Here is a 17,870-nt window from a genome sequence, read left to right as displayed (position 1 = left end):
TTTCATTGAAAATGCCTCTATACTACTACCGCGCTCCGCTTGCTGGCCTCATCTTTGGTGTTGAAGTCGTAAGACTTCAACACCAAAGATGAGGTATATGTTCTCCCATAAACATTTTACTCTAACTTGTGAATAAAGTGTGAATCTATTGTCTAAGCATGAAACGTTCATTATATCTTCATCATGAGACGGAATGGATGAATATAATGAGCAATCTCCAACATATATTGTAAGGGTAAGTAGCTGATACACTACAACATGAAGGGTGATTTCATGTATTATGAATTTTTGCTTTTGGGGCATTTAGTATGGAATCTTCCATTACTCGTACTTCTTATCGGTATCTCTTTCTTGTATTCTTATCTGATAAAACGATATACAGATGTGAGACTAGTAAACAAACAGCCTATTTTCTTTTTCCTATCCTTATGTCTACTCTATCTCATACTAGGCAGCCCGCTATCCGCTTTCAGCCATCTTTCCCTTAGTCTACACATGATTCAAATGAGCATATTATATTTTATTATTCCTCCATTACTATTAGTAGGAATTCCCCCACAGTTATTTGCACGAGCTATCCGAACTTCCCTGTTACAAAAAATAGGAAAACTATTTCTCACACCAAAACTAGCCCTCATGTTATTTTCCGTATTATTTTTACTATATCATTTACCTTTTCTATTGGAGTATCTTTCTCAGGCTCCTTTGATTCAAAGCATGTATTTATTTTTCCTGTTTATCCTTTCCTTTAGTTTGTGGTGGCCGATTGTTTCACCTGATCATAGGCAGAGACTATACAAGAAACAAAAGAAAAACTTCATTCTCCTTACCATGTTAATGCTTCTGCCCGCTTGTTCACTATTTATATTGAGTGGCTTTATTGATGGTGTCCAAAATCCTTACCTGAATCAGCTAGCAGTATTGCTATGCTTACCAACCAATTCCAATTCCCTAGATTTACTGGCGTCCCCCTTTCACTCAAAGTACGACCCATTAGTAGCAGGCACTCTAATGTTAGGTATACATAAATCCGGTATCATGCTTTCTACTCGACTAGCGAAGAAATGACTTTCATTAAAATTACATTTCATAAAGTTTGTTTCCGGACAGTAGTATTTAATATAGGTAGTTAGTGAGAAATTCTACATGATGATAAAGGTGGTGAATCACAACATGCAGGAAACAGTTTACATAACCATAACAGGAATGCATTGCCCTGATTGCCCTAAAAAAGTGGAAAGATCGCTCACGAAATTAAATGGTGTAACCGAAGTAAACGTTAACTATCAGACAGAAAGTGGCAATGTCACGTTCCATAACCAGGTAACAAATATCGCTGAAATCATCAATCGAATTAATAAAATGGGTTTTGAAGCTAAACTAGTTCGAAGTGAATCGGAGGCAACGATCCAAAGCAATTAACTGTGAGCAAGTAACCATAAAGAAGGAGGCCCTCTAAAAGGACTTCCTTCTTTAGTTTTATATAAGCTTTTTATCAACAATCTCAAATTGTAAGTCGGCTACGTTCTGAATAAATTGCTTATCATGGGATACGAAAATAATTGTTCCATCATAGGAACTAACAAACCGCTCCAATGCTTCAATCGCACGAATATCTAAAAAATTAGTTGGCTCATCTAGTAATAGAACGTTATACCTTCCAAGGAATAAATGACAAAGCTGTAGTCGAATGGCTTCCCCACCACTTAATATATTCACTTTTTTCTGGATATCATTTCCTATAAATCGCATGGAATGTAGTACACTTCTTAAAAACCCTTCCTCATAATCCGAACGATTTTTCAAATACTGCAGTACAGTTTCATCCGATGAAAATTGGTAGCTCATTTGATCGAAATATCCAAACTTTACTTTAGGTGAAATAGTTAAACCTTCTCCACAATTCCTTATATGTTGTAATAACGTACTCTTTCCACTTCCGTTTGGTCCTGTGATAGCGATCTTCTTTCCTAGTGGAAGTTGAAAGCTAACTTCTTCCAATAGCTTCTTTCCACCTGCAGAAATTGTTAGCTGGTCCGCCATTATCGGAAACTTATTATGCAACTTTAATGCTTTGGATGAATGAAAGACTATGGATCTTTCCACTTGAACTGCTTCTACTTCCTCTAGCTGCTCCATTCGCTGCTCTATAGCCTTTGCAGCACGTGCCATAGCTTTCTGACTGGTTCCTTTTGACTTGGTCATAAATGTCTTGTTAGGCTTCGCATTTGCTTCCCTTTTTGTCATTTTACCCGGCTGAGCAACTTTACTCGCCTTTTTCATTTTTTCCTTAGCAGCCTTTTCTAATCGAGCCCTTTCCTTCAAGAACTGTTCATGGGCTTGGTGTTGTTGTTCTCGTTCAAGCTGTTTTTGCACAGCATAGTCTGTATAATTCCCAGAATATACCGTTACCACTCCATCCCGAATCTCCCAAATAGTCGTTACTAGTTCATCTAGTAAGGCACGATCATGACTAATGAGTACTAAGGCTCCGTAATAATAACGTAATTCCTCGAGTAAATAAGCAATCCCTTCCTTGTCTAAATGGGTTGTCGGCTCATCAATTAGTAAAGCTTCATAATAATGGCTAAAAAGTTGAGCCAATTTTAATCTTGTCTGTTCCCCACCACTTAATCGATCCCCTTGTTTAGGAATGAGTAATTGACTAAGCAACTTAGGATCTGCTTCAACATTTTTAGGTGCTTCTAGTTGTTCAAAATAACCGGACTCTACATACCGCTTCACTTTTCCCATTGTCGGTTGAAATTCGCCAGCTAATAGCTTTAATAAGGTACTTTTTCCTACACCATTTTCTCCGACTATGCCAATGCGATTAAATTGATGGACTGCTAGATGCTCAATCTTCAAAATCTCTTTATCTAAATAACTCACTTCTACATTTTCTAATTCAAAACAAATTTGTTCCATATTGCTACCTCCCGAAATGTATATAACTATTTCGTATCGATAGCCTGAATCGATACGAGCTTTATTAACTACAAAGCTCGTATATTAAAAGAACAACAATAATTGCATCGCTTCTTCCTCCTATGATTTCTTTATTAGAAAAACTCGGATTAACTCATTCTTTAGCAATGTGTTAGTTTTTCTTTTGCTGATGACTCTAAATGCCTATCTGCCAATGAAAAAAATCACAGACATCTGCCTGTGATTTTAGAGTAAAAGGGAATAGCTAGCATCTATTTCATTTTTTCTTAAAACCTTACCTAACTGATCTGTAAACTATACAAAGATACAAAAAAAGAAAGGCAGAAAATCCGCCTTCCCTCATTTGGTACAACTATATGATGAAGATTATAAAAAAGGGCAGACTAATCCCAATTTACTCTGTTTCACAAAACAGAGTCTTTGACCGTATTAAATTACTGGTTCAAAGCTGGGAAACGTAGTCTCACTGAATACACTTTTTTATAATCCTCCTTAACGTTCGATTTTACAGTTAGTATTATAGTTAGTTATGGTAGGAAAGTCAAATTCCTGTGTATTTAATAATCATCATCACGTGACTCATAGTAAGAAAAATACATGTCCTTTCATTGCAGGAAAATGTTATGGCTTCATCACTCATAAACTATATTCTTGTTGGAGTAGTCCCATGTGAACCGTATCATGCCAACGACCATTGCGAAATATAGACTGTCTACTAACCCCTTCTTTTTTAAACCCTATATTATGGTAGAGATGAATTGCCCTTTCATTAAATGAAAATACTCTTAATGATACGCGATGTAAATTCATCTCTAAAAAAGCGTAATCAAGTAGTAACGTTAACGCTTCTTTACCATATCCCTTACCCCAGTAGTCCTTTTCACCAATATCGATAATACATTCTGCATTTCTATTCTTCAGATCGATATTAATTAACGATGTGATTCCAATCGCCTTCGTACACTCTCTGTCCTCGATTATGTAGCTTTTAGAAGAATGGGGCATTACTATATTTCCTTCAACAAATTCCTTTGTTTCTTGTAACGAGTATACATCCAATACTGGATTCGTTGAGGTCATGACCTCCATATCATTTCGCCAAGTATGATACAGTTCTATATCCTCTACTTCCATTTTCCTTAGCTTTACTCTTCGCGATACAAACAAATTTGATTTCCCCCTTAGTAAAGATGAGATTAGTCAACACCTTCATAGATTCTATCAATTTGTAAATCTATGAAAGGAATATCATTTTCAATTTTTGCCTTCATATTATTTAGGATTTCCCTTATCTTACCATTATTTCTTTGCTCTTCACTCAGGTATTTCGAAAAGTACATATAAGAGTATATTTGTCTAAACGTTAAAAAGAATGGGATTTTTAATAGCCATTGAGGATCCAGTCGATTTTCCCTAGTATATCCGTTCAAAAAAGAACGGAGAAATACTATCGCAAAATCCTCTCTTTCTCTTACATTATCATCACTAACCGTTTGTAAGGCATGGTACAAAACAATAGCTATATCATAGACAAACCAATGATAAACACAATCACCAAAGTCGAATAAGATGATATCTTGTTCGTACAAATAGAAGTTTTTATGGTGTAAGTCATGATGGATCATTCCGTAAGAATTTTCATCTTTTGGTAGTTTTTCAAGCTCATTAATATACTTATTCCATTTATATTTTATCTCTTCACTTACATCATTTTCCTCTAGAAAAAGTAATTCGCTATTCCAACTCCTTTTGTACGTCTTTGGCTCAAACTGTTTAGATACGGAATGTATTTTCCCTAATGTTTTACCCCAAAAATAGAACGTGTTGGTATTCCATTCCCTTTTATCAGATACATTTACAATCTTCCCCTTAGCTTTCTCAAATGCAATCATCCAGCATTGTTCTTTATTACTCATCTCAACCACCTCTATTAGGTTTCCATGAGAAGAAGTTATAGGAGCAGTTACCTTCATTCCAGATTGGTGTAAATATAAAATCCAATCTAATTCTAACTCAATCGCACTTTTTTCATATGTCGAGCTTAAATAGAACTTTAAAATAAAGCTATCTCTACCGTTATCACATTCAAACACATTGTCTGAAAATCCCCCGACCAATTTTAAATCAGATTTCTGCATACCATACCGACTAGCGCCAAGGGATAAGAGCTTTTCATCTATCATCATCGCCACCTCAAGATTACTTACGATTTTTACCGGAGAAAGTTTCGAATTATTTAGATAATATTATGTTGTATTAGAATAACTACCATAAATATTCCACTCTATTAACGGAAACGGATATCTGTTCCCTTTTTCTGCTTTCCTTCTTCATTTGGGTCGCAGAGATGCTCCCTCTGTTCCCTTTTTTCGCTTTTCTTCTTCATTTGGGTCACTGAGATGCTCTCTCTGTTCCCTTTTTTCGCTTTCCTTCTTCATTTGGGTCACTGAGATGCTCTCTCTGTTCCCTTTTTTCGCTTTCTTTCTTCATTTGGGTCACTGAGGCACTCTCTCTGTTCCCTTTTTCTTCTTTCTCTCTTCATTTGGGTCACTGAGGCGCTCTCTCTATTCCCTTTTTTCGCTTTCCCTCCTCATTTACGTTACAGAGATGCATCCTCTGTTCCCCTTTTTTGCTTTCCCTCCTCATTTGGGTCACAGAGGCGCTCTTTCTATTCCTATTTCCCCCTCTCCTTCTCCATTTCAGTAACAGACACCCTCCACCAATTTCATTTAATAAAAAATCACATTCCAACTAAAAAAAGACCTCGAAATCGAGATCTTTTTTGGAGAAAAAGTTCATTTTTCACTGTCTTATTGCGTTTACTATGCTTAGCGAACCACAACCGTTAGCATTAACATGAAGTATACACTCATCACAAATAAACCACTAAAAAGCAGAGAGATAATGATCGATGCTCTCTTGTAGAACGCCCATACCATTAATCCCAATAAGAATACGGATAGGAATAAGAAATAGACTGTATTTATACTACCCGCAAAACCAATTGTGCTGCTAGCATCGATGACACCGGGGTGAAATAGTCGAAATAATGGTGACACTGCTTCATCTGATAAATAGTTCCCATGTGGTGGTGATTGTTGTGAGTAGATAGATGTGATGGTAAAAATAATAAGTAATATAAACCCTTCTAAACGTACCCATGGGATAGGATTGAAATTAGGATTCTTTGTTATGGCATATTTTACGATGATTCCATTCACCAACGCATAAAAAATAAGTGGTATTAGGAATAAGTGTTTCATTAATAATCCCTGGCCGTACGGTACCATCCATGAGTCAGTGTACTTACTTACCATGATATCCATTAAAAACAAACCACTAAGTGCTGTCGCAACTAAGCAGCCAATAGCAACGACTGAAAACCAGCTTAAAAATGGTAGCCAGCGCTTATAGTTAAGTGAACACCAACCAACCACTAATACGATTCCTACCCAAATACTAACCGCCATTAAATGAATAAAGTCACTGGTAATACCTATAATTGGATCAATGGCACCAGCATGGCTGGACCATGCGATGGTAACAATCACCCCAGCTGTTATAGCTAAACCCAAATATGCAAATGCACTTTTTTCAGTTGATTTAGCCATCGCAATTAACAGAATTAATAACATAGATCCAAGAAAAGTAAAAATCCAAGCAGTTCCAACTGTATATGTCGTTAAAACGATTTTGAATGACTCTACTAAGCCTAAACGTGGAGCTATATATAATATGACATCAAGTACCGGAACAAAAGAGATTACAGGTAGTGAAATGGCACTTACCTGTAAGAATCTCTTTTGTATTTTTATATCTGGACGATATTTGTTAGGCACTAGTAAAAGAATAAAACTCCCTACCAAAACGGAAAAGCACAGATATAAGAGTACCTTACTAATTATTACTACTACTTCCATCTAATCTCTCTTTCTTCTCGTAAGGACGACTAATCCGCCTGCCACTACTGAAATAAGAAGAATAATGATGACAATAGTAGTAGAAGATAATCCTTGATCCTCCTCATTGTCTGAAGCCACAGACTCTTGATTGTCAGTTGATTGTTCAGATGAATCTGCTATCTCATCATCCTCATTTGCTTCTGTTGATTCGGACGGTTCTTCCGCTGGATCTTCACTTTCCTCCGTTTCTGGCGCATTTACCGAAAAAGTAAATTCTCCTTCTACTGGATGGCCATCTGCACTAACAATACTCCAATTCACTTGATATTCGCCATTAGGTAATGGATTAGCTAGCGTAGCTGTTAATGAGTTATCCTCTATCGTAATATCTTCTAAATCAATAGCTTGCCCATCTATCGACGATAATTCAATAATACTACCTTGTTCAACTCCACCATCAAAATCTAGTACAATGTTATCCAAGACCTCTGTTACAACCTCTCCATCAGCTGGATTGGAACTTTCTAAGTGTGAATGTGCAAACACACTATTCGAAACAGACATGACTAAAAAGAACACTATTATAGTAAAAAATATACGTTTCAAAAATAATTCCTCCTTAAAGTTGTGTTACTATACGTTATAATACAGTTTATTAATAACCTGCACTCGAAAATATTATATATACAATAGCACGAATAACATAATACCTCCAAAGAGTGATTTATCATACCATAACGCTTGTAGATGATAAAATATAGACACAATTTCTTATAAAAAGGTGAAGCGTATGAAGTATAAACAAATTAAATGGCTCATTCTAATAATTCCAACTGTGACGATTGCCTTATGGGAATATATAAGACATGATTTTCTTCTCCCCTATATATCCATGGAGATGGGAAATTATCTATCTCCCATCCTAGTCTTTATTGTTACATTGGTATTTTCCCGTCATTTATTCACGATATTAGAAAGAATGCAGGAAGAGCTAAGAGTTGAAAAGGCAAAAAAAGCAGCACTGATTGAAAGAGAAAAATTGGCTCGAGAGCTTCATGATGGAATTGCTCAGTCGCTATTTCTCTTGTCGGTAAAAACGAATAAATTCGGTAGAAAGAACCAACTGGAACATGATTTAGATTTTCAAAAAATTAAACAGACATTGCAGCATATTCATGAAGATACCCGCCAGGCTATTACCAATTTACGATATTCGCCCAATCAAGAACCATTTAGTTGGACGGAAACCATTAATCAATTTGTTACAGAAATCAAGAATCATCATATGATAGATGTTCACCTACAATGGTCCATACACGAGAGTACATTATCTCCTAAAGAAAAAGTTGAGTTATTCGCCTGTGTTAAAGAGGCTGTTATGAATGTCATCAAGCATGCGAAAACAAATCAATTATGGATTCATGCAAAGGAAACGGACAACGGTTGGATATGTCAAATTATAGATCAAGGAATTGGATTCACCAATGAAGCACTTCTATCTAATGGAGGCTACGGATTACAAATCATCAATAATAGAGCCTCCGATATGGGATGGGAATTTTCCATAAATCGAATTGAAAATGAAACGATTATTACAATAAAAAAGGAGGAGATGTAGATGCAACCTTTTCGAATACTAATTGTCGATGATCATGCACATGCAAGAGAAGGCATTAGGGAAATTTTAGAGGAGTTTGACGACTTTCTTATTATAGGAGAAGCGAAAAATGGAAAAGAAGCGATTCAACTGACCGAAGAACTAATCCCAGATATTATTTTAATGGATATCAAAATGCCCGTGATGAACGGTCTTGAAGCAACGAAGATAATCAAAAGCAAATTCCCATTTGTAAAAATCGTTATGATAACAGTATCCGATGATATTACGGATTTATTTGATGCGCTAAAAAAGGGAGCACAAGGATATTTGCTGAAAAATATTCAATCCGACACATGGATAGAGCATTTAAGAGCCTTTGCTCTGGATGAAGTCCCGATGTCCAAAGAAATCGCATTACAAATCCTAAAGGAATTCCCTCAGAAGAAAGCAATAGAGGAAGAGAATATTCCTTTATCCAACCGAGAATTAGAGGTACTACAGTTAGTCGCCAAAGGCTTATCCAATAAAGAGATTTCAAATACATTATTTATTTCTGAGCATACGGTTAAAAGTCATCTGAAAAATATATTAAGCAAGCTTCATTTAGATAATCGTGTTCAGCTTACCAGTTATGCATTTCAAAAAGGATTAATGGATTAGGGAGAATAAGATTTCTTAAACTCCGACATCTAAAAAACAAACATAACCCTGAATCTAGATATAGGATTTCAGGGTTATGTTATAAAGGATAGAATAAACCGCTACACAACCACTCAGCTAGTAGATTGGTAAGGAGATTCCCACCTTTCTACGTATAAACCAGAATGTGTCACTTCATCTATCGCCTTTTTACAGTCCTTCCTTGCCCCTATGTACATGTAGTAATCATTACCAAAATGAACATAAAAGTCCTTCTTATTGCCAATTTTGCACCATATAGCGTTCCGTAATGTCAACCCAGCTAACGCTTGGATTTCTTGAACGCTAATTGTTTTTCCAACCCAAATCTTGGATAAAAATTCTTTCGCATTTTGCTTGTTAACTTCATCAGACCATTGCTCTAAAGCAAGCAAGTAGGCATGATCTAACCCGATATCCTCCATAAAGGAAGAGATGGCATTGATGTATAATTGCTCGGTTCGTACATACTCTTCCATACTTACCTTTAATCCAACCTCTGAGAAACAGGTCCATTCTTCGTCATTTTGATAACTTCCATCTCTGTTTCTAAATAATGGATTATATTTCGTAACTCTCCAGGAATACACTGTTTTTCCTCCTTACTGTTCTATGCATATAGAGAAGTACTAACGACTTAGGATTAGAGCGAGGATTCTCATTGTTCATCTAAGAACGATTCATTTGCTAGGTCCATAACTACTCCACTAGCAGCTTTGCTCCCCTCACTTGCGGCATGAATTAATTGAGAAGGGCCCAATGTGATATCTCCACAAGCATATACCCCTTTTATATTCGTACGCCCTAAAGCGTCTATTTCTATTCCGCCCCTTTCATTTATGCGACATCCTAATATCTCTGCTAAGGTAGATGCTTGTTTTAACTCGCTACCAATAAAGCCACCTTCTCGCTCAATCTCGTTTCCATTACGTAACAATACCTTCTGTAAATAACCATTCTCACCGTGTAAACCAATTATTTCATCTTCCAGAAGGATGACATTCTTCCTGCTTAGTAACTCTCTTTGCTCCTTCGTAAAGATCTCCTTTCCATTTGTACATACAACAAGATCCTTACTCCAATTATAAATCAATTTTACTGCATGCATTGCATGCTCATTTTCTGTTATCAGTACTAATTTACGATCTCTTAATTCCCAGCCATCACAGAATGGACAAATAAATAAGCTTTTCCCATAGAAATCATATATTCCCTCGATTTCTGGCAGTACATCCTTTAATCCTGTAGCCAATATAACCTTTTTAGAACGATAAGATTGTTGATCGCTTGTATGAATAATAAATGAATCATGATCTTTTATTACAGCAGTAACTCTTTGATTACCAATCGTAATATCGGGATATTGTAATAACTCCTCTTTTGCAATTCGTTTAAACTCAGCTGGTTTAATCTTGTCTCTTGTTATAAATCCATGAGACTCATGTGTCACAGCATTTCTAGGTTGATCTTCATCAAACAACCTGATCTTCATTTTTGCTCTAGCAAGTACTAGGGCTGCATTAAGACCAGCTGGCCCTCCACCTATAATCGCACAATCTAATAACATATGATTTTCCTCCTATTCATCATTCCATATATTAAAGACTCTTAATATCTATAATAAAATCAAAAAAAAATACTATTATTCCTCCATAATTAGATGACTAGCTTCTATTTGTCTGGCTATATCAACAATGTATTTTTGATCTAATTCTTTAGCCATCTTTTCTTCCGCTTCAATCATTACCTTTTCAATTAAACAATTTTCATTACTAATGTCATTATGTTCTTGTGAACAACTAAATAATGTGGTCTTCCCCTCAATTGCATGAATAACATTTAGGAATGAAATATCTCGAGAATGTTTTACAATACGATAACCCCCTTTTGCACCAGGACTTGATTCAATTAGTCCAGCCTTAACGAGTTTTGTTAATATTTTAGAGAGATATGTAGGAGACAGCTTTTGAATTTTAGCCAATTGTTCTACTCCGACTGCTTCTCCTTTATCTGCTAGCATTAAATATACCATTGTATGTAACGCATAATTCGTTGCTTTAGAATACTTCATACACTTACTCCTAACGCGGTCTTAATTATAGACTCTTTCTGTCTATAATTAATTATAATCTACTTAATTATGATATAGCAAGTAATTGAACCTTTTCCATGATCATTTCTTCTTATACCAGAATGTAAAACATAAAGAACATGAGTAGATAGACTACTTTTTCTCAGAAAACCAACGGAGTGCGCTTTGCTCCATCTCACGTACAAATTGCTTTTTTGCTGGACTGTATTCATTCGTCGTATTGTAACGCTGCGCTAACTTTTCCTTGAAGTAACTATATTTATCTACCTCTTCAGGATGAGCTCTTAAGTAGTCTCGAAAAATTAAATGTCGCTCAATCTCAGGGTTATCCCATTGATAGAAATGAATATGGTGGGTTCTATTTTCTCCCCCCTTTCGAAATAACCTTCTACCTGCAATACCCCATTCTCCAGCAACATCATATCCAAGAGACTTCATTTGATTATGAAATAAATCAACCTTCTCGATGTTTTTTACGATACACATCATGTCGATTACAGGCTTTGCCTTCATCCCCTTAACTGAGGTACTCCCAAAATGCTCACATCGGATTATTAAATCGCCAAATATTTTTTTAAGATATTCTGCTTCAGCCTTAAACATTCGAGACCAATCCTCACTATAGTCTGTTAGCCGAACCTTCATAGTACTGACCCTCCTTTAAGTCTCATCTATAGCTTCTCCAGCCGATGACAGCTAGTGTGGCCGGGGATAAAATTGTCCACTAGACAAAACTTTATAATCTTTTATGATACTTTGAAAATCTTCTCTCTAAACTAAGTTCATACATATTTTCTCCATAATAACACAAAATTCAAAAAAATATTACCGATATTAGTAAACAAAAAAAGACGACCAATTATATGATCGCCTTGTTTGACTCTGCACACGTTAACTTAATTATTCAATTCATGAATGAAAGCATCTTATCTTTCAAGCAACTTTTCCTTGCTAAAAATTCATGACCTTTTAAAATAATTAAAATATAAAATTACTATCATTACTTTGTAATATTTTTCTCAAGGTCATTAAATAATTTAAATACCATCACACGCTCACCTGTACGAGTACTGATATCCGTATGGAAACTTTTAACTTTTTCTCCGGTTATAGTTAATACGATTTCCTTAAGCTCTTCAATGCCTGATTCAACTAGTACTGATCGCGTGTTCTTTATAGTTAGCATGCCATCTTTTGTTTCACAAACAGCATATTCAGCTGGTGTTAGAATACCTTGTAGATTTACAATAATCATATCACGTACGATATCTGTCTTCACGGAAACAGATCCGCGGCCTAGAAAGTCCTTCTCCCAATGTGTGATTGCTTTACTTATCTCAGATTCATAAGAACCTTTCGATAGTTTCATACCTATACAACTCCTATCGAATAAAAACTGCCCTATTCCATACAATTTTTAACATTCATGTTATGCTTTCTATCTTACAGGATTATTCATTCCGTCGTAAATTAATTAACTCTAAAATAAGTTCAGCAAAATCTCCTAACACATCCGAATCCTTACAGAATAAAAAAGCTTAGAAAATCGTTCAATGCGAGCGTTTAGTACCAGTTTTTCCAATGTCCATCTGGGCTAATACTAGAAAGTCTCACCCATCCATTTTCTATTTTATCCCGGAATGCTGGATCATCATTTATTAATCGCTCTACATATTCACTCGGTGCTTGAATGACAATTAACAAACGCAGTGGAGCATGATAAGCCTCAGAATCTGATTGCATCACCGATTGCCAAGGTAGGCCGGATAACAAGTCACTTGCATTTCCCTGCATAACGCCTAGACCTGCAGTAACGGTTTGAGTCGTTTTATTTCCACTACCATAATAATGAGGTGCTACAGTTGAAGCGTAGTATTGTAAATTAATCATTTGCGCCACCGTTCCAGGTCCTGCAATGATATTAGCTAAGACCTCACCACTTTCATCCTGCTGCCAATCATAATTATGAAGAAAGGCTCTACCTTCTAGGTCACATTCCTGTGTTAGTTCACGTTGACCTATGATAAAGGAAGCATTTCGAGCCAATCCCCATTCCGGACGGATTTCACTCCAATCTTCCGCAAACCGCTGTACCTCCGCCTGTATATTTTTGGGCTTAGAATGATGAGGTAATTGTGCTAGACGTTCTGCATTGACATGATAGCTCACCTTCGGCATAACTGCTTCGATACGATTAAATGCCTCTTGTGCAGCTTCGGAAAGTTTAGGAACATAAATCCATTGTAATTTATCCACGGTTGTATTGTGCTCAGCTGCTGCGAACACCGTCTCCTCTGGGATTTCAATTCCAGAGGAAGATAGCTGCTTTCTTACTTCTGGAAGGTTGCATAAAGTTGCTAATACCCTCGCATTGAATCCGCCTGAAGCACCACCACAGGCGCCACAGTCAAGAGCAGCGGCATAAGGATTATTAATACTTTGACTAACATGACCACATATGACAACTAATGGAGCAAAATTCTCTGTTAGCCCCATCATTTGTAGAGCCCTGCGCACATACATTACCTTTTCTTCTTCTGAGAAACCAATAGGTAGCTCTGTTTCCGTGTGACAAACATGATTAATCGAAAGCTCCGTATTCGGTTTCCGTAACCAAGTCTTACGTAGCTTACGAAGGAAACGCTCTGCACTTTTTGGCACAAAGCTACGTGCTACTGTTTGCAGACTAAGCCATGGCCCACTTAGCTCAGGTAAAAGTAAGCTTGAAAACACATTCTGTTTCATCTCTTTGAAGGTATAGCTTACGGAATTAATTGTCTGTTTACGTTGTTGATACGTTTCAAATTCATTCGCTTCTGCAGACTCTGTTATTCGGTGCTCAGGCTCCAGTATAATCGGCAAAGAAGGATGACTATGATTGCTTCCAAGTTCACTTGTTGCAATTGGTAAGTTAAAAAAACCGGCAACTCCAATCGTTTCAAACGGACCCTCTTTTTCAAGATGGCGACGAAAAGGCTCTGAACGCACATCAATACAGAATGCCAATTGAGCTAAGGCACTTTTTCTATCGTTGATCTTACGTTGTGTCGAACGAATCATCTGACTTAATCGATCTGTATAGGTTTGTTCCCAAGCTTCTAACCATATCCTTCTGCGAACATGATCATTAAATTCGTAAGCAAACGATAAATATTCGGCTTGCTCAGCAGCTGACATCGTTGACCATTCTTCAATGGTAAGATCGCCCCAATGAAGCCAAGCTGCTATCAGGGTAGTAATGGAAGCTTTTTTCTCAAATTGTTGCATGGACAACGGTAAATAAGGCTTTAAAAGGGCGTACTCCATGGAAATACGAACTGCTAGATATTCTGTTAATAGTGTCTGTTCATCGTTCGATTGGCGGGAGCGCCAAAGCATCATTCCCGCCCATCCCGGTAGTGATAGCAAATGACCTTCCAAATAGGATTGGATCTTCTCTTTTGGAATTTCTAATAAAGATAATACATGCTGCAACGCCATAGATGCTTCTTGCGGCCAATCCTTCAAGCTTTTACGCTGGTTCTTACTAAGTGCCGGGTCATATTGAATGAGTTGCCGCCATGCACCATAGAACCCTTTCTCTCGATGTGGCATTGTCCACCCTGCCTGAGAGACATCAAGAAATAATTTACACCACTTGATGACATGATGGTCAAGAATCGTTTCTAACCTCTCACCATCTTGATTCTCTAGTTGTGAACTTATTGGTTGCACAGGAGCATTTTCGGCACTACCTGTATTCCGTCCGTTCAAGTTCTTCGCCAATTTCTCCAACTTTTGTGAGGTCAAAAGTTCTGAAGGTAATGTGTCTAATTTTAATGCTGCATGACAAAACCGTTCTTTCACATCCTGCGGGATATGAAAGGAATTGGAATCAAGCCAACGCTTTAACCCCTCTTTCACAAAGGCTTCATCAATCTCACCATTATTCTTTGCCGCAAGAATCAAATTAGCACTAGGGTATAGATCAACATCACGGGTAGCTTTTAACCAGTCCGCAACTTGTTGAAAAGGTTGATTTTCCAGTCCCATCCAAGGATTACGTGCTGCGAACTTAGAAATAGGCCATAGGGGCGCAATTACTCGACTAGCTGATTCAACCATATCATTCATATCACGTTCGTTACCATCATTATTTATAGCTTTATTATTTTCCACTTCTTTTGTTAAAACGGATGTTGCATCCATCACTTATTCCCTCCTTCAGATAAAAATAGCTTCAGGTAGCTTGGATGACTTTCTATTGATTTAGGTTTTGCTTCACCTAAGCGAATTAACCAAAAATAAAGTACGGCGAAGGAAGCAGAAGAAGGATTACGAGCAATCCGCGTACCGATAACAGTCCCTAATAGTAAGAGACATACAACGATGATGACAACTAGCATTGGAGGTTGAGCACTATGAAAAACGGTTGTATGCAACAGGTCATAGAAAAGGTCATGCATGATAAAATAAACGAAGGCCGCTCCTCCTAATAGGAAGAAGCCAGCAATTCTACCCATTCTTCCCTTCCCATAAGCAACAAGCTGTTTCCAGGAAATAGACAATGACCAGCCTAAGATTAGCGCACTAACCAATTGATACCCATCTCCAGGAGCCACTAGCCAAAAAGCTACTGCTACAAGTAACCCTAAAATCCAACCAGCTGCAATCCATAATTTGGAGGACCTTTCATTAATAAGAGGAGAATCCTCGGAACGACGTACTACTGAACCACTCTGTAAAAACAGGGTAGCCTTAAACAACCCATGCAAAACAAGATGAATAATAGCAGCTATATACGCTCCTAATGCACATTGAATAAGCATAAAACCCATCTGTCCAATTGTAGAGCCAACTAACTGTCGTTTATAGTCCACTTGCACTAAACTGATTCCTGATCCTATCAATACAGAAATACTTGCGAAAATGAGTAAAACAATCGAAGCGACATCACCATTAAAAAGAGGTGAAAATCGAGTTAGGATAATTCCACCTGCATTCACTAAACCTGCATGCATGATGGCAGAAACAGGAGTTGGTGCGACAACTGACTCGACTAACCATCTTTGGAAAGGCCACTGTGCTGCAGGAATTATCACTGCTAATACAATCAATAAGTTAATCCCCGTTTTCTCCCATGCACCAAGTAGTGCTAAATTGTCATTCGTTAGAGCGGCCGATAACTGCCATTGACCTGTGATATAAAATAGCCAGATCACTGCGAATAATAGAGCGAACCAGCTTAACGTAAATAAACGAGCAGAAACCCTGGCTGCTGATCTAGCTACTTTCCAGCTACTGTTTAGCCTTATCAGTAAGGTTAAACCGATGAGCGTTACTCCCCAAGAAATAACCATTAAACGGAGGTCCCCACTTAGCCATGTAATAGAAGCAGCACCTGTAGTGAATGTAAAAAGCGTGAAATACTTACGATAATGGCGATCTCCCATTAAGTAGCGTACAGAAAAACGCTGAATGATTAAACCAATAGAAAGGACAAAGAAAGCCATTAGCCAAGCTAAGGAGTCCAATGACCAAAGCCCCACTATACCATGCAAATTGGGATTAGCAGTGTTTAAAAGAGCCAATAGCGAGAACAATGGTGGTAAAGCAACAACACCTATATGAATGCGAACAAAACGTAATGGTACTCGTGGATGTAATAACAATAGAGCACTAATCCCAGAGAAAGTAAGCAAAATGAGAAATATGGATAACCATGATAACGAATTTAGTGAAACTAGCATAAAAAATTCTCCCATTGTTTAATATGATTAATCTTATTATTACAATAAAAAAAACCGACAACTTCAAAACCTCAATGATGATTTACTATCATTGAGTCTTGATAATTGTCGGTTTCACTTCAACTAACTTCAATAAAGTTTTTTGAAGAGCAACCTTTTAAGGTGGATGTAAGTTATGTTCATAATAAAAATCAGCCTAAATCAAATTATACCGATTTAAATTATTTTTCTTATTCTTATACTTAGGAAGCTTTTTCATCTAATCAATATTAATCAACATTAATAAAATGCTAAAGCCCTAATTAAGTTAGAATTATGCTTTTACAATATATATTAGCGTATATCGGATTGGAAAATTTGTCAACAAGGATGTCCATTTACTATTTCATTGTTCACTAAGTCCCAGCACCTTTCAGATTGATCACTACTCGATTAGCTAGCTTAATAAGATGGGGAATAAATTCTTTCCGTGTCGATATCAATTACAAAATCAACTATCATTTCATTGTCATATGGAATTTGTTCAAAACCATGAAGCCTACAAAACACATTGGGAAGGTCCATAATCTCATAACATAATTCTTTTGCTAGAAAATAGTTATGTTTCAATTGCTGTTTGGAACACTTTTTCCCGGTAAGTAAAACTTGAATACCATAACCTTCGATTTCAATAATCAATTTTATCACGACTGGTTGTAGGCAGTCTTATAGCTTAGATTTTTGTTACCAGCATTATTTTACCATATTCTCGTCTTCAACTAGTCAAATTCCTTTCATTCTATTTAGTAGTTATGAATCAAAACCACCAGTGTGAACTGGTGGTTTGCTCTGCGGCTTGAAGCCTCTTTTACCGGCCTTGGCCTTAAAGGCCCACTGAATGGTTTTCCCTTACGCACCACATCCACGCACTGATTCTAAAG

At 36.9% G+C, this 17,870-nt stretch carries 17 protein-coding genes; 4 read left to right on the top strand and 13 right to left on the bottom strand.

Translation table 11 applies throughout. The annotated features are described in order from the left end of the window. Positions 1-258: 258 nt before the first annotated feature. Both AAIB49_RS20035 and AAIB49_RS17370 read left to right on the top strand, forming a co-directional pair. Positions 259-1,068: a cytochrome c oxidase assembly protein gene (locus tag AAIB49_RS20035; RefSeq protein WP_481857886.1), complete on the top strand. Its 810-nt coding sequence runs from the start codon at positions 259-261 to the stop codon at positions 1,066-1,068. Between the two features lie 105 nt (positions 1,069-1,173). After that, on the top strand, positions 1,174-1,422 hold the full coding sequence (locus AAIB49_RS17370; RefSeq protein WP_343458752.1) for a cation transporter: 249 nt from the start codon (positions 1,174-1,176) through the stop codon (positions 1,420-1,422). 57 nt (positions 1,423-1,479) lie between these two features. On the opposite strand, the gene AAIB49_RS17365 is transcribed toward AAIB49_RS17370, so the two are convergent. The 5 genes from AAIB49_RS17365 to AAIB49_RS17345 form a co-directional block, all read right to left on the bottom strand. Continuing rightward, on the bottom strand, positions 1,480-2,928 hold the full coding sequence (locus AAIB49_RS17365; RefSeq protein WP_343458751.1) for an Msr family ABC-F type ribosomal protection protein: 1,449 nt from the start codon (positions 2,926-2,928) through the stop codon (positions 1,480-1,482). A gap of 657 nt (positions 2,929-3,585) precedes the next feature. Then, the gene (locus AAIB49_RS17360) at positions 3,586-4,083 is read right to left on the bottom strand and encodes a GNAT family N-acetyltransferase (RefSeq protein WP_481857887.1); all 498 of its coding nucleotides are present in this window, start codon (positions 4,081-4,083) and stop codon (positions 3,586-3,588) included. 62 nt (positions 4,084-4,145) lie between these two features. Then, positions 4,146-5,132 (bottom strand): phosphotransferase enzyme family protein, encoded by a 987-nt coding sequence (locus AAIB49_RS17355; RefSeq protein ID WP_343458749.1) that lies wholly within the window; start codon positions 5,130-5,132, stop codon positions 4,146-4,148. Positions 5,133-5,777: 645 nt separating this feature from the next. Then, a complete protein-coding gene (locus AAIB49_RS17350; RefSeq protein ID WP_343458748.1) occupies positions 5,778-6,869 on the bottom strand; it encodes a copper resistance D family protein in 1,092 nt (363 codons plus the stop codon). Further along, positions 6,870-7,457: a copper resistance CopC family protein gene (locus AAIB49_RS17345; RefSeq protein ID WP_343458747.1), complete on the bottom strand. Its 588-nt coding sequence runs from the start codon at positions 7,455-7,457 to the stop codon at positions 6,870-6,872. Positions 7,458-7,641: 184 nt separating this feature from the next. On the opposite strand from AAIB49_RS17345, the gene AAIB49_RS17340 reads away from it, so the two are divergent. Further along, a complete protein-coding gene (locus AAIB49_RS17340) occupies positions 7,642-8,469 on the top strand; it encodes a sensor histidine kinase (protein WP_343458746.1) in 828 nt (275 codons plus the stop codon). Next, positions 8,470-9,111: a response regulator gene (locus AAIB49_RS17335; protein ID WP_339216953.1), complete on the top strand. Its 642-nt coding sequence runs from the start codon at positions 8,470-8,472 to the stop codon at positions 9,109-9,111. It begins immediately after the preceding gene. Positions 9,112-9,224: 113 nt separating this feature from the next. On the opposite strand, the gene AAIB49_RS17330 is transcribed toward AAIB49_RS17335, so the two are convergent. From AAIB49_RS17330 to AAIB49_RS17295, 8 genes are all read right to left on the bottom strand, one after another. Beyond that, a complete protein-coding gene (locus AAIB49_RS17330) occupies positions 9,225-9,719 on the bottom strand; it encodes a hypothetical protein (RefSeq protein WP_343458745.1) in 495 nt (164 codons plus the stop codon). Positions 9,720-9,787: 68 nt separating this feature from the next. Then, the gene (locus AAIB49_RS17325) at positions 9,788-10,696 is read right to left on the bottom strand and encodes an NAD(P)/FAD-dependent oxidoreductase (RefSeq protein WP_339216955.1); all 909 of its coding nucleotides are present in this window, start codon (positions 10,694-10,696) and stop codon (positions 9,788-9,790) included. A gap of 75 nt (positions 10,697-10,771) precedes the next feature. Beyond that, positions 10,772-11,200 (bottom strand): Rrf2 family transcriptional regulator, encoded by a 429-nt coding sequence (locus tag AAIB49_RS17320; protein WP_186868973.1) that lies wholly within the window; start codon positions 11,198-11,200, stop codon positions 10,772-10,774. Positions 11,201-11,353: 153 nt separating this feature from the next. After that, complete coding sequence (locus AAIB49_RS17315; protein ID WP_343458743.1) at positions 11,354-11,866, bottom strand: GrpB family protein; 513 nt, start codon at positions 11,864-11,866, stop codon at positions 11,354-11,356. A gap of 355 nt (positions 11,867-12,221) precedes the next feature. Further along, positions 12,222-12,590 (bottom strand): Na-translocating system protein MpsC family protein, encoded by a 369-nt coding sequence (locus AAIB49_RS17310; protein WP_339216964.1) that lies wholly within the window; start codon positions 12,588-12,590, stop codon positions 12,222-12,224. 194 nt (positions 12,591-12,784) lie between these two features. Then, on the bottom strand, positions 12,785-15,409 hold the full coding sequence (locus AAIB49_RS17305) for a DUF2309 domain-containing protein (RefSeq protein WP_343458753.1): 2,625 nt from the start codon (positions 15,407-15,409) through the stop codon (positions 12,785-12,787). Continuing rightward, complete coding sequence (locus AAIB49_RS17300) at positions 15,409-16,950, bottom strand: NADH dehydrogenase subunit 5 (protein WP_343458742.1); 1,542 nt, start codon at positions 16,948-16,950, stop codon at positions 15,409-15,411. The genes AAIB49_RS17305 and AAIB49_RS17300 overlap by 1 nt, the downstream gene beginning before the upstream one ends. A 441-nt stretch (positions 16,951-17,391) precedes the next feature. Further along, positions 17,392-17,637: a hypothetical protein gene (locus AAIB49_RS17295; protein WP_339216967.1), complete on the bottom strand. Its 246-nt coding sequence runs from the start codon at positions 17,635-17,637 to the stop codon at positions 17,392-17,394. Positions 17,638-17,870 lie beyond the last annotated feature (233 nt).

This window comes from Ornithinibacillus proteolyticus (genome assembly GCF_039581225.1).
Classification (GTDB): domain Bacteria; phylum Bacillota; class Bacilli; order Bacillales; family Amphibacillaceae; genus Ornithinibacillus; species Ornithinibacillus massiliensis.
Note: the sequence above shows the minus strand (reverse complement) of the source record. Positions and strands in the feature narration are given on the sequence as shown.